Source organism: Inhella sp. (assembly GCF_041912635.1).
Classification (GTDB): Bacteria; Pseudomonadota; Gammaproteobacteria; order Burkholderiales; family Burkholderiaceae_C; genus Inhella.
Map to the genome: position 1 here is coordinate 162,494 of NZ_JAYRMO010000005.1, position 22,284 is coordinate 184,777.

Annotated in this window: 15 protein-coding genes; 7 read left to right on the forward strand and 8 right to left on the reverse strand. The window is 69.5% G+C overall.

What is annotated here, in order from left to right; genetic code table 11:
* Positions 1–5: 5 nt before the first annotated feature.
* The 4 genes from ACE3QP_RS04630 to aat all read right to left on the reverse strand — a co-directional run bounded on the left by ACE3QP_RS04630 (position 6) and on the right by aat (position 3,738).
* Positions 6–1,010, reverse strand: a complete 1,005-nt coding sequence (locus tag ACE3QP_RS04630) for a sulfate ABC transporter substrate-binding protein (RefSeq protein ID WP_374433940.1) — start codon at positions 1,008–1,010, stop codon at positions 6–8.
* 146 nt (positions 1,011–1,156) lie between these two features.
* The gene (locus ACE3QP_RS04635; protein WP_374433942.1) at positions 1,157–2,167 is read right to left on the reverse strand and encodes a sulfate ABC transporter substrate-binding protein; all 1,011 of its coding nucleotides are present in this window, start codon (positions 2,165–2,167) and stop codon (positions 1,157–1,159) included.
* Between the two features lie 117 nt (positions 2,168–2,284).
* On the reverse strand, positions 2,285–3,001 hold the full coding sequence (locus tag ACE3QP_RS04640; protein ID WP_198109055.1) for an arginyltransferase: 717 nt from the start codon (positions 2,999–3,001) through the stop codon (positions 2,285–2,287).
* The gene (aat, locus tag ACE3QP_RS04645; protein ID WP_374433944.1) at positions 2,998–3,738 is read right to left on the reverse strand and encodes a leucyl/phenylalanyl-tRNA--protein transferase; all 741 of its coding nucleotides are present in this window, start codon (positions 3,736–3,738) and stop codon (positions 2,998–3,000) included. Before aat ends, ACE3QP_RS04640 begins: the two co-directional genes overlap by 4 nt.
* Before the next feature lie 23 nt (positions 3,739–3,761).
* On the opposite strand from aat, the gene ACE3QP_RS04650 reads away from it, so the two are divergent.
* From ACE3QP_RS04650 to ACE3QP_RS04660, 3 genes are read left to right on the forward strand one after another with little or no spacing between them, the layout of a single operon-like run.
* Complete coding sequence (locus tag ACE3QP_RS04650; protein WP_374433946.1) at positions 3,762–4,118, forward strand: arsenate reductase; 357 nt, start codon at positions 3,762–3,764, stop codon at positions 4,116–4,118.
* Positions 4,118–4,816, forward strand: a complete 699-nt coding sequence (locus tag ACE3QP_RS04655; protein WP_374433947.1) for a riboflavin synthase subunit alpha — start codon at positions 4,118–4,120, stop codon at positions 4,814–4,816. The genes ACE3QP_RS04650 and ACE3QP_RS04655 overlap by 1 nt, the downstream gene beginning before the upstream one ends.
* Positions 4,813–5,754: a hypothetical protein gene (locus ACE3QP_RS04660; protein WP_374433949.1), complete on the forward strand. Its 942-nt coding sequence runs from the start codon at positions 4,813–4,815 to the stop codon at positions 5,752–5,754. Before ACE3QP_RS04655 ends, ACE3QP_RS04660 begins: the two co-directional genes overlap by 4 nt.
* Here the strand turns inward: ACE3QP_RS04660 and ACE3QP_RS04665 are convergent.
* From ACE3QP_RS04665 to acnA, 3 genes are all read right to left on the reverse strand, one after another.
* Positions 5,732–8,707: an EAL domain-containing protein gene (locus ACE3QP_RS04665; protein WP_374433951.1), complete on the reverse strand. Its 2,976-nt coding sequence runs from the start codon at positions 8,705–8,707 to the stop codon at positions 5,732–5,734. The genes ACE3QP_RS04660 and ACE3QP_RS04665 overlap by 23 nt on opposite strands.
* Before the next feature lie 90 nt (positions 8,708–8,797).
* Complete coding sequence (locus tag ACE3QP_RS04670; RefSeq protein ID WP_374433953.1) at positions 8,798–10,495, reverse strand: PAS-domain containing protein; 1,698 nt, start codon at positions 10,493–10,495, stop codon at positions 8,798–8,800.
* 140 nt (positions 10,496–10,635) lie between these two features.
* The gene (acnA, locus tag ACE3QP_RS04675) at positions 10,636–13,356 is read right to left on the reverse strand and encodes an aconitate hydratase AcnA (protein WP_374433954.1); all 2,721 of its coding nucleotides are present in this window, start codon (positions 13,354–13,356) and stop codon (positions 10,636–10,638) included.
* Between the two features lie 154 nt (positions 13,357–13,510).
* On the opposite strand from acnA, the gene ACE3QP_RS04680 reads away from it, so the two are divergent.
* Genes ACE3QP_RS04680 through ACE3QP_RS04695 form a run of 4 tightly spaced genes read left to right on the forward strand, consistent with a single transcriptional unit; the run spans position 13,511 to position 21,480 of the window.
* Positions 13,511–14,557 (forward strand): GAF domain-containing protein, encoded by a 1,047-nt coding sequence (locus ACE3QP_RS04680; protein WP_374433956.1) that lies wholly within the window; start codon positions 13,511–13,513, stop codon positions 14,555–14,557.
* The gene (locus ACE3QP_RS04685; RefSeq protein ID WP_374433958.1) at positions 14,548–18,837 is read left to right on the forward strand and encodes a response regulator; all 4,290 of its coding nucleotides are present in this window, start codon (positions 14,548–14,550) and stop codon (positions 18,835–18,837) included. The genes ACE3QP_RS04680 and ACE3QP_RS04685 overlap by 10 nt, the downstream gene beginning before the upstream one ends.
* Positions 18,834–20,435: a hypothetical protein gene (locus ACE3QP_RS04690; RefSeq protein WP_374433959.1), complete on the forward strand. Its 1,602-nt coding sequence runs from the start codon at positions 18,834–18,836 to the stop codon at positions 20,433–20,435. The genes ACE3QP_RS04685 and ACE3QP_RS04690 overlap by 4 nt, the downstream gene beginning before the upstream one ends.
* Complete coding sequence (locus ACE3QP_RS04695) at positions 20,401–21,480, forward strand: two-component system response regulator (protein ID WP_374433960.1); 1,080 nt, start codon at positions 20,401–20,403, stop codon at positions 21,478–21,480. Before ACE3QP_RS04690 ends, ACE3QP_RS04695 begins: the two co-directional genes overlap by 35 nt.
* 85 nt (positions 21,481–21,565) lie before the next feature.
* Here ACE3QP_RS04695 and ACE3QP_RS04700 read toward each other — a convergent pair whose 3' ends face one another.
* Positions 21,566–22,009 (reverse strand): DUF4265 domain-containing protein, encoded by a 444-nt coding sequence (locus ACE3QP_RS04700; protein ID WP_374433962.1) that lies wholly within the window; start codon positions 22,007–22,009, stop codon positions 21,566–21,568.
* Between the last annotated feature and the right edge of the window lie 275 nt (positions 22,010–22,284).

The window sequence follows — 22,284 nt, forward strand, 5'->3', positions numbered from 1 at the left end:
CTGCCTCAGCGCTTGGCCGCGCCAATGATCTGGTCGTACAGGCCGCCGTCGTTGAAGTGCTCCTTCTGCGCCTGCGTCCAGCCGCCGAAGACCTCGTCCACGGTGAAGGTCTCGACCTTGGGGAAGCGCTTGGCCTGCTGGGCGAGCACCTTGGGGTCGCGCGGGCGCAGGTGGTGCTTGGCGGCAATCTCCTGGCCCACCGGGCTGTACAGGTACTGCAAATAGGCCTCGGCCAGCGCGCGCGTGCCCCGGCGGTCCACCACCTTGTCCACCACGCTGACGGGGTTCTCGGCCAGGATGGTGCGGCGCGGGTACACCACTTCGAAGTGGTCGCCGAACTCCTTGGTGATCAAGGGCGCCTCGCTCTCGAAGGTGACGAGTGCATCACCGAGATTGCGCTGCGCGAAGGTGGTGGTGGCGCCGCGGCCGCCGCCGTCCAGCACGGGCACATTGGCAAAGATGCGCGTCACCAGGGCCTTGGCCGCGTCGTGGCTGACGCCGTTCTTCACGGCTGCGCCCCAGGCTGCGAGGTAGGTGTAGCGGCCGTTGCCGCTGGTCTTGGGGTTGGGAATGATGACCTGCAAGCCCGGGCGGCCCAGGTCGGTCCATTCGCGGATGTTCTTGGGGTTGCCCTTGCGCACCAGGATGACCGACACCGAGGTGGTGGGCGCGCTGTTGTGCGGCAGGCGCTTGGCCCAGTCGGCCGGCACCAGGCCGCCGCGCTGGGCCAGCAGGTCGATGTCGTTGTGCTGGTTCATGGTGATGACATCGGCCTCCAGGCCGTCCACCACCGAGCGCGCCTGCTTGCTGGAGCCGCCATGGCTCTGGTTCAAGGTCAGGCTCTGCCCCTTGCGTTGCTTCCAGTCCGCCGCAAAAGCGGCGTTGAGGTCCTTGTAGAACTCGCGGCTGACGTCGTAGCTGACGTTGAGCAGGGTGGTCTGCTGGGCCTGGGCGGGCAGAGCCAGGGCCAGCGCAAAGGACGCGATCAAGCTGCGGCGGGTAGGGAACACGGGAACTCCAGATCAGCAAGGGGCTGGCGGCACTCTAGGGAGGGGGTGCCTGCGCAGGAACGAAGCGATTCGGGGTTGCTGATGCGAAAAACAAATGAAGAAGGGCGAGCCCGTGCAGGCTCGCCCTTCTTCAAGCTGGGCGCGTCTTACTTCTTTGTGTAGATCTGGTCGAACACCCCGCCGTCATTGAAGTGCGCGGCCTGGGCCTTGCTCCAGCCGCCGAACACCTCGTCAATGGTGAAGAGGTTGATCTTCGGGAAGTTCTTGGCGTAGGCCGAGGCCACCTTGGTGTCGACCGGGCGGTAGAAGTTCTTGGCGGCGATCTCCTGGCCCTCGGGCGAGTACAGGTAGTCCAGATAGGCCTGGGCGGCGGCGCGGGTGCCCTTCTTGTCGACGTTCTTGTCCACCACGGTCACCGGCGGCTCGGCCAGGATGCTGACTGGCGGGTAGACGATGTCGAACTTGTCGGCGCCGAACTCCTTGAGTGCCAGGTGGGCCTCGTTCTCCCAGGCCAGCAGCACGTCGCCGATGCCGCGCTCGGCAAAGGTCACCGTGGAGCCGCGCGCGCCGCTGTCCAGCACCGGCACGTTCTGGAACAGCTTGGCCACGAAGTCCTTGGCCTTGGCCTCGTTGCCGCCGGGCTGCTTCAAGGCAAAGCCGTAGGCGGCCAGATAGCCCCAGCGCGCGCCGCCGCTGGTCTTGGGGTTGGCGGTGATGACGGAGACGCCGGGCTTGACCAGGTCGTCCCAGTTCTTCACGCCCTTGGGGTTGCCCTTGCGCACCAGGAAGATGTAGGTGCTGGTGTAGGGCGAGCTGTTGTGCTTCAAGCGCTTCTGCCAGTCGGCCGGGATCAGCTTGGCCTTGGCGGCCAGTTCATCCACGTCATAGGCCAGAGCGAGCGTCACGACATCGGCGTCCAGGCCGTCGATCACGGAGCGGGCCTGCTTGCCCGAGCCGCCGTGGCTTTGCTTGATGGTGACGCTGTCGCCCGTCTTGGCCTTGTAGTGGGCGGCGAAGGCCTTGTTGAACTCGGTGTAGAGCTCGCGGGTCGGGTCGTAGCTCACGTTGAGCAGCGTGATGTCCTTGGCCCAGGCGGCAGAGCTCAGCAGGGTGGCGGCGGCCAGGGCGTAAAGGCGACGGGTCAGGGTGGCGGGCATGGTGTGGTGGGCAGTGATGAACTGACCGCCACTGTGAAAGCGAAGGCGCTTGCGGGGAACGAAGCAATTCGCAGCAGCTGATGCGCCGGCCGCACGGGCGCGCAGGCGGGCGTGGCCTTAGCCGCGCTGCCAGCTGCCGTTGCGCAGCACCTCGTGGGGCTGGAAGCGCGACTTGTAGGCCATCTTGGGGCTGGCCTCGATCCAGTAGCCCAGGTAGAGGTTGGGCAGCTTGAGCTGGCGCGCCTGCTCGATCTGCCAGAGCACGTTGTAGGTGCCGTAGCTGGTGTCGGGCTCGGGCTCGTAGAAGGTGTACACGGCCGAGAGGCCGTCAGTCAGCATGTCCAGGATGGACACCATCTTTAGCGCACCCTGCTCGCGGAACTCGATCAGGCGGGAGTTCACGCGGCTCTGCAGCAGGAACTGCGAGTATTGGTCGACGCTGTCGTGGTCCATGCCGCCGCCGCTGTGGCGCGCGGCCTGGTAGCGCAGGTAGAGCTCGTAATGCTCGCCGCTGTAACCCAGGCGCATCACGCGCGCCTGCAGGTTGCGATGCTGCTTCCAGGCGCGGCGCTGGCTGCGGCTGGGCTGGAAGCTGGCCACCGGAATGCGCAGCGGCACGCAGGCCTGGCATTGCTCGCACTGCGGGCGGTAGGTGAAAAGGCCGGAGCGCCGGAAGCCCTGGGTGACGAGCTGGGAGTAGGCGTCGGCGTGGATCAGATGGCTGGGCGTGGCCACCTGCGAGCGCGCCATCTTGTTTTCAAGATAGCTGCAGGCATAGGGTGCAGTGGCATAGAACTGCACCTGGGTGAAGGGCAGGTCTTTGAGTTGCGTCACGGCCGCTCAAGCAGGTGGGTCCAGGCGTCGGGATCATAGGACCAGGGCGGCAGCGCCGGCTGATCCACGGTCGCGCTCAGGTGCGCCAGAAAGCCGTCCAGCGGAACCTCGGCCGCGCCCAGGCTGGCCAGGTGGCGGGTGTTCTGCTGGCAGTCGATCCATTCGATGCCATCGCGCCGGCACAGGGCCACCAGGTGGCACAGAGCCAGCTTGGAGGCATCGGGCCGGTGGGCGAACATCGATTCGCCGAAGAACATGCGCCCCAGGCGCAGGCCGTAGAGCCCGCCCACCAGCTGCCCGTCCACCCAGGTCTCGACCGACTGCACGATGCCCCGGCGCGCCAGTTCGGCGTAGGCCTGCTGCATCTCCGGCACGATCCAGGTGCCGTTCTGGCCCTCGCGCGGGGTGCTGGCGCAGGCACGGATCACGGCCTCGGGTGCGTGATTGACGCGGATCTCGCAGCCCGGCGTGCGCAGGAAGCGCTTCAGGGTCTTGCGCAGCGAGGGGTGGAGCTTGAAATCCGCCGTCTTCAGCACCATGCGCGGCGCAAGGCACCACCACAGGATGGGTTGGCCCGGCCCGAACCAGGGAAAGATGCCGTGGCGATAGGCCTCGACCAGACGTTCAGGGCGCAAATCGCCCCCCACGGCCAGCAGGCCGGGCGCGTCGCTCTCGGGCCCAAGGGCCTGGTGCGGGTCGGGGAACTGCAGGGACTGGGGGTGCAGACGGAGAATCACGGCCTCATTCTCTCGGCTCCCCCATGCAGCTCTACGGCATTCCCAATTGCGACACGGTCAAGAAGGCCCGCACCTGGCTGGACCAGGCCGGCCGCCCGCACGAATTCGTCGACTTCAAGAAGACCCCGCCCACGGTGCCCCAGCTCAAGGCCTGGGCGGCCCAGCTGGGCTGGGAGAAGCTGCTGAACCGCGCCGGTACCACCTGGCGCAAGCTGGACGAGGCCACCCAGGCCCTGGCGGCGGACGAAACCGGCGCCCTGGCCCTGATGGCCACCCAGCCCAGCCTGATCAAGCGCCCGGTGGTGGACTGGGGCGACGGCCGGCTGAGCGTGGGCTTCAAACCGGAGCAGTTCGAGGCGCTGGCGGCGGAGGGGCGCTGATGTTCACCGGCATCGTCCAAGGCGTGGCCAGGGTGCGCGCCATCGAAGCCAAGCCCGGCCTGCACACGCTGACCCTGCAACTGCCGCCGGGCTTCGATGCCGAGCTGGCGATCGGCGCCTCGGTGTCCTGCGACGGCGTGTGCCTGAGCGTGACCGAGCGCCCGGCGCCCGACCAGGCCTGCTTCGACGTCATGGCGCAGACCCTGAGCCTGACCACGCTGGGCGGCTTGGGAGTTGGTGCGCAGCTGAACGTCGAGCGCGCCGCCAAGGAAGGCGCTGAAGTGGGCGGCCATCCGCTCTCCGGCCATGTGGACATCAGCGGCCACGTCACCGAGCTGCGCCGGCCCGAGAACAACCATGTGCTGCGCATCGCCCTGCCGGCGCCCTGGATGCGCTATGTGTTTGCCAAGGGCTATATCGGCGTCAATGGCTGCAGCCTCACCGTGGCCGAATGCCAGCGTGCGGCCGATGGCTCGGGCTGGTTCGAGGTCTGGCTGATCCCCGAAACCCTGCGCATGACGACCTTCGGCGCCAAGCAGCCGGGCGACGCGTTGCACATCGAGATTGACCGCAGCACCCAGGTGGTGGTGGACACGGTGCGCGAGGCGGTGGCCGAAAAGCTCGGCCCCCTGCTGCCCTTGCTGGAAGAGTTGGCACGCGAGCGCGGCATCGCCTGGGAAGCGAATCTTCTGAAATGAACGAGTTGCGCGTGCTCCCCGGCGTGGCCACGGTGATCCGTGACCCGCTGCGCTTCAAGGCCCGGCTGGCCATCGGCGAAGACGCCTATGCCGAGCTGCGCACCACCAAGTCCCTGCGTCAGTGGTGGGACGTGCTGGGTGCAGCCGGCACCGGCGCGGCGCTCACCAAGGGCGCGCTCGCGGCCGCGGTGGGAGCCAGCCCGATCGGCTGGGTGATGCTGGGCGCGCTGGCCAGCGGCGGCGCCTGGTACGGGCTGCACCGCCACCTGGCCGGCCAGCAGGCCGAGCGCGTGACGGTGATTCCCAACTGCATCCAGACCCCGCTGGACCTGCTGGGCCTGATGCTGTTCGACCTGGTGGCCCCGCTGAGCCTGAAGCTGGCCGCGCTGGATCGCCAGCTGGATACCGACACGCGCCAGCGCCTGAGCGACTGGCTGGTGGAGGGCTGGGGCTACGAGCCCGCCTTCGTGGCGCAGGGCCTGGCCCTGCTGGAGCCGCAGCTGCAGCAGGTGCAGATCCGCGACCTGGCGCAGGCCTTGGCGCAGCTGCTGCACGGCAACCCCGACTGCCAACCCGAGGCCATGGCCAAGGAGCTGCTGCGCTTTCAGCGCGAACTGCTGGGCCCCACGCCCACGGAGATGCAGGAGCTGGCGCTGGCGCATGTCGAACAGGTGCTGCGGGCGCCGCCGGCAGGCAGCCTGGGCGCGGCACTCAGCCAGGCCGGGCAGGGGCTGGGGCAGGCGGCGCGCATTGGTGCCCAGGAGGTGAGCGAGCTCGCTCGCCAAGGCCTGCAGGCCGTGCGTGAGCGCGCGCCCGGCAAGGAGGAGCTGCGCGAACTGGCGCAGCGCGGCCTGCAGCAGGCCCAGCGCCTGGGCGGTTCCCTGGGGACACAGGCGCGCGAGCGCCTGCAGCGGCTCAAGCGCCTGCGCGATCGCTGAGCAGGCGGGGCGTGAGTTCGGCGGCCGGCAGCGGCCGGCCCACCAGATAGCCCTGCACCTCGTCCACGCCCATGGCGCGCAGCTGGGCCAACTGCTCCTCGCTCTCCACGCCCTCTGCGTTCACGCGCAGGCCCAGGCTGTGGCCCATCTGGATGACGGCGGCGGCGATGGCGCGGTCGTCGGGGTCGCTGATGAGGTCGCGCACAAAGCTCTGGTCGATCTTGAGCTTGCCGATCGGGAAGCGCTTCAGGTAGGCCAGGCTGGAGTAGCCGGTGCCGAAATCGTCCACCGCCAGCCGCACACCCAGCGCGTGGATGGCGGATAGGCTGGCATTGACCTGCTCGACGTTCTCGGCCAGCAGGCTCTCGGTCAGCTCCAGCTCCAGCAGGCTTGGGTCCAGCCCGGTCTGGGCCAGCAGCTCGCGCACGCGCTCGTGCAAGGCCTGCTTCATCAGCTGCCGGGCCGAGACGTTCACGGCCACGCGCAGGCTTTCGATACCCTGATCCGCCCAGGCCTTGGCCTGGCGCATGGCCTGCTCAAGCCCCCAGTCGCCCAGTGCGGCGATGAAGCCGGTCTGCTCGGCCACCGGAATGAACTTGGCGGGTGAGACGCTGCCCAGATGCGGGTGGCGCCAGCGCATCAGCGCTTCCACGCCGCGGATCTGGCCGTCGGGCATGCGCATCAGGGGCTGGTAGTGCAGCTCGAACTGGCCGGCCGGCAGGCCCAGACGCATCTCGTGGTCCAGCAGCGCGCGCTCCTGCACCGCCTGGTCCATCTCGGGGGTGAAGAAGCTCGGCTGGTTGCGACCGCCTTCCTTGCTGCGGTAGAGCGCGGTGTCGGCCGCCTTCAGCAGTTCGGGGTAGCTGCTGCCATCGGCCGGAAAGAGGGCGATGCCGATGCTGGCGGTGAGCGTGAACTGGGCGTTGTCCACCTGCAGGCGTTCGGCCAGCGCGGCCTGCACGCGCTGCACCAGGGCGGCCAGGGCGCCGGCTTCGTTGGTGCGCAGCAGCACCAGGAACTCGTCGCCGCCCAGGCGGCCCACCAGTTCATCGGCCCGCACCAGGGCGCGCAGGCGCTGCGCCACGCCCTGCAGCACGCGGTCGCCCATGGCGTGGCCGAGCGAGTCGTTGATGTGTTTGAAGTGGTCCAGGTCTAGGAACATCAGCCCGAACTGGCCCTGGCCGCGGCGCGCCTCGGCCAGCAGGGCTTCGGCGCGTTCCTGCAGCTGGGTGCGGTTGGGCAGCTCGGTCAGCGGGTCGAAGTAGGCCAGGCGGCGGATCTGCGCGGCGGCCTGCTGCTCCAGCGTGATGTCCTCCAGCAGGGCCACCAGGTTCAGCACCTGCTCGGCCTCGCCGCGCACGGCCAGCAGGGTCATGCGGGCGGGGTAGGGCGCCTCGCCCTGGCGCCGCACCCAGACCTCGCCCTTCCAATAGCCCTGGCGCTGCACCGCCTCCCAGCGGCCGGACCAATCGACGCGCGTGCCCGCCGGTGCGGCCTCCAGGCCTTCCAGCGCCTGGCCCTGCAGCTCGGCCTCGCGCAGCCCGGTGCTGTGCTCGAACGCGGGGTTGACGCGCAGGATGCCGCCCTCGGGCGCGGCGATGACGATGGCCTCGTGGCTGACCTCGAACACCGAGGCGGCCAGGCGCTGCTCGGCCTCGCCCTGCTTGAGGGGACCGATGTCGGTCAGCGTGCCCAGCAGGCGCAGGGGCCGGCCGTCGCCGTCGCGCTCCACCAGGCGCGCCTGGGCCAGGGTCCAAGTCCAGCCGCCTTCGGGCTTGGCGAGCCGGAACTCGGCGCGGAAGCCTTCGGCCTCGCCACGCAGATGGGCCTTGAGCGCGGCCCAGGTGGGCTCGCGGTCGTCGGGGTGGATCTGTTCCAGCCAGCGCTGGCGCAGGCTGGCGCCGCTCCAATGCGGGCGCAGGCCGTCGCTGAGCCATTGCGCGTCCAGGCGCGGCTGGCCGTTCACCCATTCCAGCCCCCAGGTGCCGGTCTGGCTGCCCTCGATGGCCAGGCGCCAGCGCAGGTCCTGGCGGCGCATCTCCGCCGTGCGCACGCTCACGAACCAGCTGGTGATGTAGAGCCCGGTGATGAACAGACAGGTCTGCAGCGTCGTGGCCGGGTTGTCCTCCCCCGTCAGCATGGGGCTGCCTTGGGCGGCCGCCAGCACGGCAAGCCAGGCGGTGACAAAGAGGCTCAGCGAGAGCAGGCGCTGGCTTGCACGCAAGGCCAGCCAGACATGCAGCAGCAGCGGCGCAAACAGCAGGGTGTGCGGCCAGCCGCGCGTCAGCGGGGAAAGCAGCAGGAAGGCGCTGCCGCCCACGCAAAGCAGCGCCAGCGGCAGGCTGCGCAGCGTGGAGATGGGCCGCGCCCCGCGCGCGCTGGCGGGCTTGGCAAAGGCCAGAAGCACGGGCGCCACCACCATCACGCCCAGCGCATCGCCCAGCCACCACACCAGGCCGGCGCCCAGCGTGCTGTGGCCATCCAGCTGGTGGTGCAGCATCAGCTGGGTGGCGCCGTTGACGGCGCTGATGAGCGAGCCGCCCAGGCAGCCCACCAGCAGGAACAGCAGCAGGTCGCGCGCCGAGGCCAGGGGTTCGTGAATGCCCAGGCGCTGCAGGCTGCGCGCCGCCATCCAGGGCCCGAGGGTGTTGCCCAGCGCAATGCCCAGCACCAGCTCGGGCTGCGGGTTCACGGTGCTGTTCACCGCCGCCGAGGCGGCAAAGATCGCTACCGCCTGCAGCGGGCCCCAGCGCAGCAGGGCCGCCAGGGCGATGCCGGTGGGCGGCCAGATCAGCGCGACATGCTGGCCCAGGTAGGGATTGCCCAGAGCCAGATAGCCCGCGCCGAAGTAGGCCAGGCCCACCAGCAGCCAGCGCAGCAGCAGGCGCAGCGGGTCGATCGCCCCCTGGCCCAGGGGGCGGCGCAGCAGAGCGGGCAGATCGAGGGCGGGCATGCCTTCAGAAGCTCCTGACGCGCAAGGGCGCGAAGGGCGACATTCTGGTGGCGCCCAGGCCCGTGGTCCGGGGGCGCGGCGCGAACAAAGTCACTCGTTGGCGGGGCTTGCGCCCTCACCCTGCAGCGGCGCCACGCGCGGCAGGCGCAGCTCGAAGCGCGCGCCCTGGCCGGGCTGGCTGTGCGCCGTGATCTGCCCGCCCAGCACCGTGGTGGCCAGGGTGTGTGAGATGTGCAGGCCCAGGCCGGTGCCGCCCTGGCCCAGCTTGGTGGTGAAGAAGGGCTCGAAGATGCGTCGCACCGCCTCGGGCGAGAGGCCCACGCCGTCGTCCTGGTAGCTCAGGCCGACCTCCTCGCGCTCGCCGTGCGCCTCGATGCGGATGCAGCCCTGGGCGCGGCCCTCGAAGCCGTGCACCAGGCTGTTGCTGATCAGGTTGGTGAGGATCTGCTCCAGCGCGCCGGGGTGGCTGTTGAGCGTGATGCCCTGCGGGATGGCGATCTCGAAGCGGTGCTGACCGCGCCGCAGCGTATGGGCCATGGTGGCGCAGACCTTGCGCACGGTCTCATCCAGCAGGAATTCGCGCCGGCGCATCGAGGTCTGGTCCACCGCCACCTGCTTGAACGCGTCGATCAGTTCGGCCGCGCGGGCCAGGTTGTCCTGCACCAGGCGCGCGGCCTCGCGCGAGAAGTTCAGGAACTCGTCCAGCACCGAGCGGCGCAGGCCGCTGCGTGCCTCGGCCTCGAACTGGGCCACGCGGTCCAGGAAGGTGGAGGCCGCCATCACGCTGTTGCCGATCGGGGTGTTGAGCTCGTGCGCCACGCCAGCCACCAGCTGGCCCAGCGCCGCCAGCTTCTCGGATTGCGCGAGCTGGTCGATCGCCTGCGAGAGATGCGACTGCGCGGTGTCCAGCGCCGCGCTGCGCTCGGCCATGCCGGCGGCCAGCTGGTCGTTGGCGCGGCGCAGTGCCTGCTCGGTGGTCTTCTGCGTCGTGATGTCGGTGTAGGTGGTGACGAAGCCGGCCAGGCGGCCATCGAGCTGGATCGGCCGGCCCTCCACCAGATGCGTGCGGCCATTGGGTCGCGTGCGCTCGAAGCGGTGCGCCTGGAACTGGCGCGCGAGCGCCAGGCGTTGCGCCACCTGCTCGGTCGGGTCGCCCGGGCCGTAGTCGCCGCGCCGTGCCATCAGGCCCAGCAGGTCTTCGAAGCGCGCGCCGCGGAAGACAGCCTCGGGCGGGAACTCCAGCACCTCGATGAAGGCCTGGTTCCACAGCTGCAGCACCAACTGCTCGTCGAACAGGCTGATGCCCTGCGGCAGGTGGTTGACGATCTGCGTGACCAGGGCGTCGTGGCGGTGCAACTCGGTTTCCAGCCGGTGGTGCTCGGTCACGTCCACCCAGGTGGTCACAAAACCGCCCTCGGCGATGGGTTCGCCGCGAATCTCGATCACCCGGCCGTTCGGCCTTACGCGGGTGAAGGCATGCGCCTCGAAGCGCAGCGCGCGCTCGACGAAGCCGGCCACCAGCGCGTCCGGGTCCTGCACCGGGCCGAACTCGCCGCGCGCGATGTTGAAGTGCCAGAGCTGCGGCAGGCTGATGGACTGCGCGAACAGTTCGGGCGGCAGCTCCATCATTTCCAGGAAGCGGCGGTTCCACAGACGCAGGCGCAGCTCGTGGTCCATCACCGTGACGCCACCGGGAAAGTGGTCGCACAGGGTCTGCAGCATGCGCGCCTGCTCCTGGGGGCCGGAGTCCGGGCAGGCGGGGGGGGGCAGGGTTTCGGGGGCTGACATGGGCCGGCCGAGTGTGGCCCTGCCTCTGGGGCCTCACAAGCCAGCGAAACCCCAGTGCGGGCCGGGTGGGCGGTCAGATGCCACGCCGGGCCAAGAAAAAAGGCGCCCGAAGGCGCCTTTTTGAATGCTTGCGAGACCGATCAGGCAGCCAGCAGCTGACGCAGCACGAACGGAAGGATGCCGCCGTGGAAGTAGTAATCCACCTCGATGGCGGTGTCGATGCGCAGCTTCAGGCTGACTTCCTGTTTGCTGCCATCGGCACGGGTGATGACCATCTTGGCGTCGCCCTGGGGCTTGATCTCCTTGGCCAGTTCGATGTCGATGGTCTCGTCACCCTTCAGGCCCAGGCTCTCCCAGCTGTCGCTGCCCTTGAATTGCAGGGGCAGCACGCCCATGCCGATCAGGTTGGAGCGGTGGATGCGCTCGAAGCTCTTGGCCACCACGGCCTTGATGCCCAGCAGCTGCGTGCCCTTGGCGGCCCAGTCGCGGCTCGAACCCGTGCCGTACTCCTCGCCGGCGAAGATCACCGTGGGCGTGCCCTCGGCGATGTACTCCATCGCGGCGTCGTAGATGGCCTTCTTCTCGCCGTTCTTCAGCGTGTAGCCACCCTCTTCGCGGCTGCCATCGGCCTTGGCCGGCAGCATCAGGTTCTTCACACGCACGTTCGCGAAGGTGCCGCGCATCATCACGTCGTGGTTGCCGCGGCGCGCGCCGTAGCTGTTGAAGTCGGCCTTCTGCACGCCGTTCTCGATCAGGAACTTGCCAGCAGGCGTGGTTTCCTTGAACGAGCCGGCCGGGCTGATGTGGTCGGTGGTGATGGAGTCACCGAACAGCGCCATCACCTTGGCACCCTGCACGCCGGTCGTCACGGCCTTGGGCTCCATCTCGAAGTCGCCGAAGAAGGGCGGCTGGGCGATGTAGGTGCTCTTGGGCCAGTTGTAGACCTGGCCCTTGACGCCCTTGATCGCGTCCCACAGCTTGCCGGGTTTGTTCTTGACCTTGTCGTAGTTCTCCTTGAACGCCTTGGCGTTCATGGCGTGCTTCATCAGCTTGTAGACCTCGTCGCTGGTCGGCCAGATGTCGCCCAGGAACACGTCCTTGCCGCCCTTGCCCTTGCCCACGGGCTGGGTCATCAGGTCCTTGGTGACGTTGCCGGCAATGGCGTAGGCCACCACCAGGGGCGGGCTGGCCAGGAAGTTGGCCTTCAGGTTCGGGTGGATGCGGGCCTCGAAGTTGCGGTTACCCGACAGCACGGCCGCGCACACCAGGTCGTTGTCCTGGATGACCTTGTTCAGTTCGGGCGTCAGGTCGCCGGCGTTGCCGATGCAGGTCGTGCAGCCGTAGGCGGCCACATTGAAGCCGAGCTTTTCCAGGTAGGGCAGCAGGCCGGCCTTCTCCAGATACTCGGTGACGATGCGCGAGCCCGGGGCCAGCGAGGTCTTGATGTGCGGGGCCACCTTCAGGCCGGCTTCCACGGCCTTCTTGGCCAACAGGCCGGCGGCCAGCAGCACACCCGGGTTGCTGGTGTTGGTGCAGCTGGTGATGGCGGCGATCAGCACGTCGCCGTTCTTCACCTCGATGCCGTTGTCGGCCTTGAAGGTCTGGGCGAGCTTCTCGGCCGGCTGGTTGAAGCCGTTCTCAGCGGTGGGCTTGCTGAACAGCTCGCCGAACTTCGAGCTCAGGTGCGTGATCTCGATGCGGTCCTGCGGGCGCTTCGGGCCGGCCAGGCTCGGGGCCACGGTGCTCAGATCGAGCTTCACAACGCTGGTGTAGTCGATCTCGCCGGCCTTGGGCACACCGAACATCTTTTGTGCCTTCCAGTAGGCCTCGAAGGCTTCGATCTCGGCCTTGGTGCGGCCGGTGCCCTTGAAGTACTCGACGGTCTTCTCGTCCACCGGGAAAAAGCCCATGGTGGCGCCGTACTCGGGGGCCATGTTGGCGATGGTGGCGCGGTCCGGCAGGGCCAGGGTGCGGGTGCCTTCGCCGAAGAACTCGACGAACTTGCCCACCACCTTGTGCTTGCGCAGGATTTCGGTGACGGTCAGCACCAGGTCGGTCGCGGTGACGCCCTCGCGCAGCGCGCCGGTGAGCTCGAAGCCCACCACGTCCGGGGTCAGGAAGTACACCGGCTGGCCCAGCATGCCGGCCTCGGCCTCGATGCCGCCCACGCCCCAGCCGACGACGCCGATGCCGTTGATCATGGTGGTGTGGCTGTCGGTGCCGACCAGGCTATCCGGGTAGTACACGCCGGCCCTGGTCTTGTGCACGCCGCGCGCCAGGTACTCCAGGTTCACCTGGTGGACGATGCCGAAGCCCGGGGGCACGACGCCGAAGGTGTCGAAGGCCTGCATGCCCCACTTCATGAATTCGTAGCGCTCGCGGTTGCGCTCGAACTCCAGCTTCATGTTCAGGTCCAGGGCCTTCTTGTTGCCGAAGTGGTCGATCATGACGCTGTGGTCGACGACCAGATCCACCGGCACCAGCGGCTCGATGGCCTTGGGGTTCTTGCCCATCTTGGCGGCGACGTTGCGCATCGCGGCCAGGTCGGCCAGCAGGGGCACGCCGGTGAAGTCCTGCAGCACCACGCGGGCGACGACGAAGGGGATCTCGTCGCTGCGCTCTGCGGTCGGTTTCCAGTTGGCGAGCTGCTCGACGTGCTCCTTGGTCACCTTCTTGCCGTCGCAGTTGCGCAGCACCGACTCCAGCACGATGCGCATCGAAACGGGCATGCGGCTCACGTTCGGGAACTGCTTGGCCAGCTTGGGCAGGCTGAACAGCTGACCTTCCTTGCCGGAAGCGGTCTTGAAGCTGGCCTGGGTCTTGGCGAAGGGGTGCGAGGGCGCGCGGGTGGGCTTGGCCATGGGGTGTTGTCCTAGGGAAAAAACGGCGGCCGAGACGATACCGCGTTTATCCCAACGCCCAGCTGACAGCGCCTAGAGGCTGTGGTGAAAACGCGAGGTTTGGCCCCTAGGGCGCTGCATATAGTGGCCCGACCCACCCCCAGCCTTCGCGAGGATGCGCCTGCCCTTCGTGTTGCATGTTGCGCTTGTTGCTTCACCGTCCGCCTGGGCGCAGCCCGCGGCTGATGGCGCGGCCGCAGCCTGGGCCGCGCCCCTGCTGCTGGGCCTGGCCCTGCTGCCGGCAGCGGCCTGGGGCCTGCGCAGCGCCCGGCGGGCGCGCAGCCTGCGGGAGGCTCTGGCCCAGGCGCAGGCCCGGCTGGGCCAGCACGAGGCGCAGGCCCTGCGCCGCCACCAGGCGCAGGAGATCGCCGCCCATATGCAGCAGGCCGATTCGCCGCAGGGCCTGGGCGAGCGCTTGCTGGCCGGCCTGGCGCCCATCCTGGGCCTGGGTGCGGGCCTGGTGGCGCGCTGGGACGCCGAGCAGCAGCAGCTGCAACCGCTGGCGCGCTGGGCCGGCGCGGGTGCGGATCTGCAGGCCGCCAGCGCGTCCAGCCTGGGGTTGATGAGCGATTGCGCGCGCCGCGGCGAGCCCCTGGTGCTGGGGGCGCAGGAAGCGGGCGGGCTGCGCATCCAGTCCGGCCTGGGCGGCATGCCGGCGCGCACCCTGGTGCTGCAGCCCGTGCGCCAGGGCGGGCGGGTGCATGCCGTGCTGGAGCTGGCCGCCACGCGCGACTGGACCGAGGGCGATCATCAACTGCTGGCTGATCTGGAACCCCTGATCGCGCTCAGCCTGGCGTTGCAGGCACGCGCTCAGCGCGGCCTGGTGGGCGGCGAGGACCAGAAGGACCAGTGGCTGCTCGATGCCCCGAGCGCGTTCACCGCGCAGGACGCTGCCGGCGCGCTGCACTACGCCAACCGTGCGTTCGCACAGCTCATCGGCTTGGAGCCGCAACAGCCGCTGCCCGGCCATCTGCGCTCCACCTGGGCCGATGTGGAGCAGCTGAACGAATTCCTGCACAAGGCGGCCGAGCAGCCCGAGCTGCGCGGCTTTGCGGCGCAGCTGTTGCGCCAGGACGGGCGCCGCCTGCAAGTGCTGATCGACGCCCGCTGGTCCCATCACGAGGGCCGGCGCAGCCTGCTCGCCGTCTACCGATGCGTCTAGGCCGCCTGCACCGCTGGACCACCGCCGGCCTGGCCCTGCTGCTGAGCTTGCAGGCCCTGGGGCTGAGCCTGGCCTGGTGGAGCGGCCAGCGCGCCGAGCAGGCGCAGCAGCAACTGGCCGGCGTGGCGCAGGGCCATCAGCGCTGGCTGGAGGGCCTGGCGCGCATGCAGGCCGCGCTGCGGGCCCTGGGGCAGGGCGCCCCCGCCCAGGCCGACGCGCTGCGCCAGTTCGACGCCGAGGCCCATGTGCACCGCCGCCGTGAGCAGGCGCTGGGCCTGCTCCAGGCCGCCGGCCTGGAGCCGGCCGAGCTGGCGCTGCTGGAACAGCTGCGTGAAAAGGCCGAGGGCCTGCAGGAGCGCCAGTTCCTGGCCCTGCGCCAGGGCCAGGGGGGCGACGAGACCGCCGCGCTGGATGCGCTGCAGCAAGACCTGGCGACGCTGAGCACCCGCCTGGAGCAGCGCCTGCAGGCCGAGCGCGACCGCTGGCAGAGCCTGCGCGGGCGCGTGGAGCTGGGCCTGCTGCTGATGCTGCTGGGCAGCGCGGTGCTGGCCTTGCTCTGGGTGTTCGGGGTGCAGCGTCGCCTCGTGCTGCGGCCCTTGCAGCGCCTGAACGAGCAGGTGCGCGCCATGCTGGCCGGGCAGCTGGAGGGCAGCTTGGAGGGCCAGGACCAGCCTGGCGAGCTGGGCGAGCTGGCGCGTTCGCTGGCCGCCTACCGGGACATGGCGGCCAACCTGGCCGATCAGCAGTGGATCAAGAGCGAGCAGGCGCGCCTGGCCGCCGAGTTGCAGGGCGCGGCCGATTTCACCGAGCTCGCGCGCCGCGTGATGACCCAGCTGGGCGCGCTGCTGCACCTGGGCCACGCGGTCTTCTACATCCACCATGAAGACGAGCGCCAGCTGCGCCTGCTCGCGCACTTCGCGCTGGCCTGCCGCAAGGCGCTGCACCAGTGCGTGCGCTATGGCGAGGGCCTGGTGGGCCAGTGCGCGCTGGAGCGCGGCCCGCTGCAGCTCACCGAGGTGGCGGCCGACTACGTGAGCGTGCAGTCCAGCCTGGGGCAGGCGGCGCCCACGTTGATCCTGGCGCTGCCGGTGCTGGCCGGGCCGCGCGTGCTGGCCGTCATCGAGCTGGCGCGCTTCGCCCCCCTGCAGCCGCGCGAGCAGGGCCTGCTGGATGCCCTGATGCCGCAGCTGGCGGCGAGCATGGAGATGCTGGAGCGCCGCCGCAAGACCGAGCGCCTGCTGGAAGCCAGCCAGGCCCAGGCCGAGCGCCTGCAGGAGCAGGCCAGCCTGCTGGGCACGCAGACGCGCGAGCTGGCGCAGCAGCGCGAGGCCATCGCCGGCCTTCTGGCCACGCAGAACGCGTTGTTCGACAACGCGCCGCTGGGCATCCTGCACGTCGTCGAGGGCCATGTGGAGCGTGCCAACGCGCACCTGCTGGCTCTGATCGGCAGCAGCCTCGAGACCCTGCGCACCGCCGGCGTGGTGCGTCTCTTCGCTTCCGCCAAGGAGCAGGTGCGCTTCAGCACCGCCATTGCCAACGACCTGGCGGCCGAGCTGCCGGCGCAGCGGGAATGGCAGCTGCGCCGCGCCGATGGCAGCCTGTTCTGGGCCAAGGTGGCGGTGCGCGAGCTGCAGGGTCTGGGCGACCAGGCGATCTGGATCGTTGAGGACATCAGCGAGCGCCGCCGCACCGAGGCGCTGGTGAGCCAGATGCTGGACGAGCAGCAGGCCATCTTCGAGGCCGTGGGCAGCGGCATCGCGCTGGTGCGCGAGCGCGTGGTGCAGAAGTGCAACCGCCAGCTCGAACTGCTGTTCGGCCAGCCGCCCGGTGCGCTCGAAGGCCAGCCCACCCGCTTCTGGTACCGCGACGACGCCACCTACGAGCGCATCGGCGCCCAGCACGCCGGCATGTGGCGCGGCGAAACCGTGCGCATCGAGGAGGAACTGCTGCGCCTGGATGGCTCGCGCTTCTGGTGCCGCCTCAGCGGCCGCGCCATCGACCCCGCACGCCCCGAGCGTGGCAGCGTCTGGACGCTGGACGACATCAGCGCCGAGCGCGCCAGCGCCGATGCGCTGCGTCAGGCCAAGGAACTGGCCGAGCAGGCCACGCGCACCAAGAGCGACTTCCTGGCCAATATGAGCCACGAGATCCGCACGCCCATGAACGCCATCATCGGCATGGCGCATCTGGCCCTGCGCACCCAGCTGGACCCGCGCCAGCAGGAGTACATCGGCAAGATCCAGCAATCGGCCCAGCACCTGCTGGGCATCATCAACGACATCCTCGATTTCTCGAAGGTCGAGGCCGGTCGTCTGGACATCGAGGCGATCGAGTTCAACCTCGACGAAGTGCTCGACAACCTGGCCAATCTGGTGGCCGAGAAGGCCCAGGCCAAGGGGCTGGAGCTGATCTTCCGCGTCGCTCCCGACGTGCCGCGCGCCCTGCGTGGCGACCCGCTGCGCCTCGGTCAGGTGCTCATCAACTACGCCAACAACGCCATCAAGTTCACCGAGAAGGGCGAGGTCGAGATCGACCTGCGCCGCCTGCCGGACGAGGGCGACACCGTGCACCTGCGCTTCGCTGTGCGCGACACCGGGGTGGGCCTGAGCCCCGAGCAGATCGCGCGCCTGTTCCAGAGCTTCAGCCAGGCCGATGCCTCCACCACGCGGCGCTACGGCGGCACCGGGCTGGGGCTGGCCATTTGCAAGAGGCTGGCCGAGCTGATGGGCGGTGAGGTGGGCGTGGAAAGCCAGCCCGGCCAGGGCTCCACCTTCTGGTTCACCGCCCGGCTGGCACGCGGCAGCCAGAACCTGCCCCTGCTGCAGCCCGAGCCCGATCTGCGCGGCCGCCGCGTGCTGGTGGCGGACGACAACGCCCAGGCACGCCAGGTGCTGCAGGAACTGCTCGAATCCATGCACTTCCGCGTCGGCCTGGTGGAGGACGGCGAGGCTGCGCTGCACGCCGTGGCGGCGGCGCAGGGGCGGGGCGAGCCCTTTGACGTGGCCCTGCTCGACTGGCGCATGCCCGGGCTGGACGGCGTGGCCGCCGCACGGCGCCTGCGCGAGCTCCCCGGCGCGCCGCGCTGCATCCTCGTCACCGCCCATGGCCAGGGTGAGCTGGGCGGTGCCACCGAGCAGGCCGGCCTGAGCGCCGTACTGCACAAGCCCGTCAACGCCAGCGAGCTGTTCGATGCCCTGATGCAGGCCCTGGCCGGCGACGGCCGCTGGCGTGCCGCCCCGCAGCGCCGCGCCGCCACGGCAGCGCCCCTGCTGCGCGGCCTGCGCGTGCTGCTGGTGGAGGACAACGAGCTCAATCAGGACGTGGCACGCGGCCTGCTGGAGGAGCTGGGCGTGCGCGTGGAGCTGGCGGCCGATGGTGCGCAGGCGCTGGCCAGCCTGGCGCAGGGCCCGCTGCCCGATCTGGTGCTGATGGACATGCAGATGCCGGTGATGGACGGCCTGGAGGCCACGCGGCGCATCCGCGCCCACCCCGAGTGGCAGGCCCTGCCCGTCATCGCCATGACGGCCAATGCCATGGCCCAGGACCGTGCCCATTGCCTGGCCGCCGGTATGAACGACCACGTGGGCAAGCCCATCGCCCCCGAGCATCTGCTGCAGACCCTGCAGCGCTGGGCGCCTGCCGCCTTGCGGCCGCGCGCGCGTGCCGCGGCGCCGGCGGGCGAGCGCCTGCAGGTGCCCGGGCTGGACCTGGACGGCATGCGCGATCGCGTGCGCGGCAGCGAGTCGCATCTGCGCGAGCTGCTCGGCAAGTTCCTGCGCGGCCAGGCCGACGCGCTCGAACGCCTGCAGGCCGCGGTGCAGCAGGGCGCGCTGGGCGAGGCCGAGCGCATGGCCCACACCCTGTGCGGCCTGGCCGCCACCATCGGCGCCCCGGCGCTGGCCGAGAGCTGCCGCAGCCTGGAGCAGCAGCTCCAGGCCGGCCACACGCCCGACGCGGCCACGCTGGCGCAGGCCCAGGCCGAACTGGCTGCGGTGTGCGCCGCGCTGGCTCAGGCCCTGCCGGCCGCAGCGGCGCAGGAAAGTGCGGCCCTGGCGCGCGAGCAGGCGCTGCCGTTGCTGCATCAGCTGCAGGCCCTGGTGGCTGACGACGACGCCGAGGCGCAGCAGTTCTGGGCCGAGCACGCCGCCGGTCTGCGCGGCCTCCTGGGTGAGCAGGCCGCCGCGCTGGAGGGCGCGTTGCAGGGCTATGACTTCGACCGCGCCCTGCAGCTGCTGACGCAGTGGCTGGAAGCGGCCGGCACCGGGGAGGGCGTGGCATGAGCCGGCGCGGCGCTGCCGATCTGTTGCAGTCACACCGGGCCTGGCTGCGCGTGGGCGTGGTGCTGGCCGCGCTGCTGGTGGGCCTGCTGGCGGCCGCCCTGGCCTGGGAATGGGAGGCGCGCAAGGCCTCGGCGCAGTTGGCGGTGCAGACCCAGCGCGAGGCCGATGCGCTGCAGGCGCGCACGCTGGGCGGCCGGGCGATGGGCGCGGTGCTCATCGCCGGCCAGCTTGACGTCACCGTGCAGGAGGCGGCGCGCGCGCGCGAGGTGCTGCGCGGCCTGGCCAGCGAACGCCTGCGCGAGGTGCTCGAAACCCTGGCGCGCGGGGTGGAGGCCGATGGCGCCTTCGTCGTCAATGACGAGGGCCGCGTCGTCGGCCAATGGGACAACGGCGTGCGTTCGCTGCTGGGGCAGGATTTGCGCCAGCAGCCCTATGTGCAGATGGCACGCGAGCGCGTCGAGAACATCTACGCCGCCGTCTCGGCCAGCGGCGCCGAGCGCTTCATCCTGCTGGCCGCGCCCATCTACGCCGAGCAAGGCAACCACGGCGAGGTGCGTGGCGTGCTGGTGCTGCGCCTACTGATGGGGCAGATCGACCGCGCGCTCGCCGTCAGCGCCGATGAGGCGCTGCTGCTCTCCCCCCAGGGCGTCGTCTATTCGGCCAGCCGGGCCGACTGGCTGTTCGCGCTCACCCCCGCTGGGCAGCGCCAGGAGCGCCTGCAGACCCTGGCAAAAAGCGGCCAGTACGGCCGCCTGTTTGAGGGCGGGCGCGAGGTGCCCGAGCTCGGCTTCCTGGCCCAGGGTGAGCGCGTGTGGGTCGATGGCCGCCCCATGCTGCGGGGCCAGGCGCCGGTGCAATGGAACGATGTGGACGGCGACTGGCAGGTGCTGCTGCTGCGCAGCGCCGGCCTGCCCTGGCCCGCCATGCTGGCCGCCGACGTGCTGGGCGCGGCGCTGACGGCCCTGCTGCTGGCCGCGCTGTGGCGCGCCGCCGCCCATGAACTGGCGCGCCGCGGCGTGGTGGAAGAACAGGCCGCCACCGCCGCGCGCATGGCCGAGCAGGCCGAGTGGCAGACCCGCGTGGCCGCCCTGGGCGCCAGCCTGCAGTTGACGCGCGACGTGCCCACGCTGGCCCAGCGCTTTTTCGACGGCCTGGCCACCCTGATGCCCGTGCACCAGGCCACGCTTTACGCCGGCGGCACGCCCTTGCGCCTGCTGGCTGAATACGGCGCCAGCGGCGCGCCCCAGAGCATTGAAATGGGCAGCGGCCTGGTGGGCGCCTGCGCGCGCGACCGCACGCCGCTTTGGCTCGACACCCCGCCCGAAGGCTTCTGGCGCGTGCGCACCGGCCTGGCCGAAGGCAGCGCCCAGGCCCTGGTGCTGCTGCCCGTGCTGCGCAGCGACACCCTGGTGGCCGTGCTCGAACTCGCCAGCCTGCAGCAGGCCCTGCTGGCCCAGCGCGCCACCCTGGAAGCCCTGCTGCCCGTGCTGGCCCTGAACCTGGAAGCCGCGCTTAACCAGACGCCCCATGCAACCGATCTGCAATCACCCCAGGGAGGACCGGATGCTGCCCAAGCCCACCGTGCTCGTGGTCGATGACACCCCGGACAACCTCAGCCTGATGAGCGCGCTCTTGCGCGACGAATACCGCGTCAAGGTTGCCAACCACGGCGAGAAGGCCCTGCGCATCGTGCAGGAAGACCCGCCGGATCTGATCCTGCTCGACGTCATGATGCCGGACCTTGACGGCTACGAGGTCTGCCGCCGGCTCAAGACGATGCCGCAGGCGCGCGAGCTGCCGGTGATCTTCCTGACCGCCAAGAGCGAGGTGGCCGACGAGACCCTGGGCTTCTCGCTCGGCGCGGTGGACTACATCACCAAACCCATCAGCCCGCCCATCGTGCTGGCGCGCGTGCGCACGCACCTGCTGCTCAAGCAGAGCCAGGACTTCCTGCGCGACAAGGCCGCCTACCTGGAAGCCGAGGTGGCGCGCCGCGGCGCCGAGCTGGCCGCCATCCAGGACGTCACCATCCTGGCCATGGCCAGCTTGGCCGAGACGCGCGACAACGACACCGGCAACCACATCCGCCGCACCCAGCATTACGTGCGCGCCCTGGCTCTGCAACTGCGCAGCGACCCACGCTACGCGCCCCAGCTCAGCGACGCTGCCATCGAACTGCTCTACAAATCCGCCCCGCTGCACGACATCGGCAAGGTCGGCATCCCCGACCACATCTTGCTCAAGCCCGCGCCCTTCACGCCCGAGGAATTCGAGGTCATGAAGCGCCACCCGCGCCTGGGTCGTGAAGCGATTGAAGCGGCCGAGCGCCAGCTGGGGCGCTCGGTGCCCTTCCTGTCAGTCGCCAAGGAGATCGCCTACAGCCACCAGGAGAAATGGGACGGCAGCGGCTACCCCGAAGGCCTGAAGGGCGAGGCCATCCCCCTGAGCGCGCGGCTGATGGCGCTGGCCGACGTGTACGACGCCCTGATCAGCGCCCGCGTCTACAAACCCGCCTTCAGCCACGCCGAGGCCAAGGCCATCATCCGCGGCGGCAGTGGCAGCCACTTTGACCCGGCGGTGGTGGCGGCGTTTGAGGCGATTGAGGGGGAATTTGTGGGGATTGCGGGGAGGTATCGGGATTGAGGGCTTTGGGATTCTCAACGTTTGACATTAGAGACATGACCCGGCTTGCCGGAGCATGTCCTTTTGATGGAATAGGTTAAGCGTCTCAGAGCCACCAGCCAATGGGATCGCCGTTGTCTGAGTAAACATTGCCATACTCCCAAACTGATCCCGGGGTTCTGGCCACCAGATCGTTGAAGACAGTCTCGATACTTTTGAATCCCGCTTCAATCGGAACTGTGTAGGCGAGTCCTCGTAGCATCTTTCCGTCAAGCCGCCCGTGAAGCTCAGTTTGAACTCGAGTTGTCAGCTCTTTTTCAATCCCTACGGCCGGATGCTCGGTGAAGACTCGAACTGCGACATTTCCTCCCCGGGAAAGCACCTTGTACGAACCGTCGTCTTCAACTTCAAGTAAATCACCAGCAGCCACGCCATATGCAAGGCCGGGCGTATACAGCAGAGCAAAGCGCCTCTGACCTAAAGATTCGACGTGAACTGGCTCGTAGGCAGGCTTCCCCTGGCTCTCGCCTACGTGAAGATGTATGTGCATCGATGCTGTGAGGCTTAAGGTGCTGTCACCAGTCTGGTGAAAACCGGTGCTTGATGGATAAAAGCGAAGCCGCCAGTGCGTTCAAGTTCTTTTCCCGCTGTGGCTTTTCGTACTTTGGTGGACTGTGAGCAGTGCGTTGGATGCTGAATAGTCGGCCCTGAACAACTCAGTTCGCGCCGACTGGCACCATTGGGTCGGGCGCTAATCGCGAGCTGAGCAGGCACTCGGCCAGTGTCACGACGCCGAACAAGCCCAGCAAAAGCACCCGCAGGTGC

What these genes read in the sequence shown, in the direction of transcription:
- ACE3QP_RS04695 (WP_374433960.1), top strand. Translation starts at nt 20,401, where the DNA reads ATGCTGCCCAAGCCCACCGTGCTCGTGGTCGATGACACCCCGGACAAC.
- ACE3QP_RS04635 (WP_374433942.1), bottom strand. Translation starts at nt 2,167, where the DNA reads ATGCCCGCCACCCTGACCCGTCGCCTTTACGCCCTGGCCGCCGCCACC.
- ACE3QP_RS04700 (WP_374433962.1), bottom strand. Translation starts at nt 22,009, where the DNA reads ATGCACATACATCTTCACGTAGGCGAGAGCCAGGGGAAGCCTGCCTAC.
- acnA (WP_374433954.1), bottom strand. Translation starts at nt 13,356, where the DNA reads ATGGCCAAGCCCACCCGCGCGCCCTCGCACCCCTTCGCCAAGACCCAG.
- ACE3QP_RS04680 (WP_374433956.1), top strand. Translation starts at nt 13,511, where the DNA reads ATGCGCCTGCCCTTCGTGTTGCATGTTGCGCTTGTTGCTTCACCGTCC.
- ACE3QP_RS04685 (WP_374433958.1), top strand. Translation starts at nt 14,548, where the DNA reads ATGCGTCTAGGCCGCCTGCACCGCTGGACCACCGCCGGCCTGGCCCTG.
- ACE3QP_RS04660 (WP_374433949.1), top strand. Translation starts at nt 4,813, where the DNA reads ATGAACGAGTTGCGCGTGCTCCCCGGCGTGGCCACGGTGATCCGTGAC.
- ACE3QP_RS04655 (WP_374433947.1), top strand. Translation starts at nt 4,118, where the DNA reads ATGTTCACCGGCATCGTCCAAGGCGTGGCCAGGGTGCGCGCCATCGAA.
- ACE3QP_RS04650 (WP_374433946.1), top strand. Translation starts at nt 3,762, where the DNA reads ATGCAGCTCTACGGCATTCCCAATTGCGACACGGTCAAGAAGGCCCGC.
- ACE3QP_RS04690 (WP_374433959.1), top strand. Translation starts at nt 18,834, where the DNA reads ATGAGCCGGCGCGGCGCTGCCGATCTGTTGCAGTCACACCGGGCCTGG.
- ACE3QP_RS04665 (WP_374433951.1), bottom strand. Translation starts at nt 8,707, where the DNA reads ATGCCCGCCCTCGATCTGCCCGCTCTGCTGCGCCGCCCCCTGGGCCAG.
- ACE3QP_RS04670 (WP_374433953.1), bottom strand. Translation starts at nt 10,495, where the DNA reads ATGTCAGCCCCCGAAACCCTGCCCCCCCCCGCCTGCCCGGACTCCGGC.